General features: G+C 49.9%; 3 protein-coding genes. 2 read left to right on the top strand and 1 reads right to left on the bottom strand.

The features are described 5' to 3' along the window. The coding region (locus B7444_RS16035) for a helix-turn-helix domain-containing protein (RefSeq protein ID WP_048855242.1) at positions 1-336 on the top strand (336 nt) is incomplete at its 5' end. 19 nt (positions 337-355) lie between these two features. On the opposite strand, the gene B7444_RS16040 is transcribed toward B7444_RS16035, so the two are convergent. Then, positions 356-838 (bottom strand): DUF2938 family protein, encoded by a 483-nt coding sequence (locus tag B7444_RS16040; protein WP_035730774.1) that lies wholly within the window; start codon positions 836-838, stop codon positions 356-358. Between the two features lie 103 nt (positions 839-941). Here B7444_RS16040 and B7444_RS16045 point away from each other — a divergent pair, with 103 nt between their 5' ends. Then, entirely contained in the window at positions 942-1394 is a 453-nt protein-coding gene (locus tag B7444_RS16045; RefSeq protein ID WP_080578979.1) for an Rrf2 family transcriptional regulator, read from the top strand. The last annotated feature ends 60 nt before the right edge of the window (positions 1395-1454 follow it).

The following is a 1454-nucleotide window of genomic DNA, read 5'->3' on the forward strand; positions in this document are numbered from 1 at the left end:
CGCCGCAACCGTCATCTTCTGGCTATGAGTCCTGAGCCTAGAGTTCTTGATCATATGGAAGCACATCTGGCTGAACCATTTGATTTGGATTGTCTTGCTGCTTTGTGTGGCATGAGCCGTTTTCACTTCAGTCGCTCATTCCGTACAACCACGGGACAAACTCCCTCTGGTTGGTTCATGCAGCGCCGCGTCCAGAAGGCATCAGAAATGCTTTGTAAGACCAATGTTCCTATTATCGAGATTGCCTTGGAGATCGGATACGAAAGCCCAAGCCACTTTGCTCAGGTCTTCCGCAGAGTGACGGGTGTCAGTCCTCGTGATTATAGAAAAATGTAATCAGTACATGAGTAAGGTTTCAGCAAAGACTTTGGTAAAAAATTTCTCCTAAATACAGTCCCATTCCAAAGACAGCATGAGCGCTTATACTGAGAAATAGTCCTTTTCCAGGATTGGGAGCCCTAAGCCCGAAAAAACCGCCGCCCAGAGCAGGTTTCATAAACAGAAAAGGGGCTAAAAGGGTAACAAGTCCGAAGAGTAGACCATTTAGCAGTGTGGGGACTGTCTTTGCTATAACCACCACAAAACTGAGGTACAGTGCGGCATAAACAGCACCAATCAGATAATGAAATGCCCAGCCAACAAGTGCCTCTCCTTTCAGGGAGGGTCTTTTTCCAATCATTGGGTCATAGATCCTGCCGTCACGCCACCCTATGACCCAGCGGCCGGTGACAGGCCAGTTGGCTGCAGGAATTCCAGTCAATGGTTTCTGGGCTTGCTGCCAGATATCGGATGCAGCAGTCGCCACGACGCCGACTGTCAGAATTTCGAGCAAATTCATACAGCATGTCCTCAAAGTAAGAGCGTTCGCACACAGTTTCATGTCACTTTTCGAGTTTCATGATATACTGACGAAATTGCACTCTAGCAACACATGAAGTTACATGAGACAAGATAACAGATTATCCTGTGTGCTCCACGTACTCCTGCATATGGCAGAAGCAGGTGGTCCCATGACGTCAGAAGCCCTGGCTCGCGCCCTTAACACCAACCCCGTGGTTGTGCGACGTCTTATGGGCGGTCTGCGTGAGCATGGATATGTGCACTCCGAGAAAGGACATGGCGGGGGGTGGACGCTCTCATGCCAGTTGGATCAGGTGACGCTGCGGGATATTTACGAGGCTCTTGATGCTCCAAGATTATTCGCCATAGGGAACCGGAGTGAGGAGACTGAGTGCCTTGTCGAAGAAGCCGTCAACCACGCCATGAGTAGCGTCCTGGCCGATGTTAAGGCCCAATTTCTGGCGCGTTTTGGCCAGATTACACTTGCAGCACTTCACGCCGACTTCCATCAGAGGCTAGCAGAGCGCCATGGTCCGACTACGCTCTGCAAGTAAACCAAGGGGCTGATGACTAGGTAATGTTGACAAAAGATCTAGACGATTTGGCTGAGATCT

The organism is Gluconobacter thailandicus F149-1 = NBRC 100600 (assembly GCF_000964465.1).
GTDB classification, from domain to species: domain Bacteria; phylum Pseudomonadota; class Alphaproteobacteria; order Acetobacterales; family Acetobacteraceae; genus Gluconobacter; species Gluconobacter thailandicus.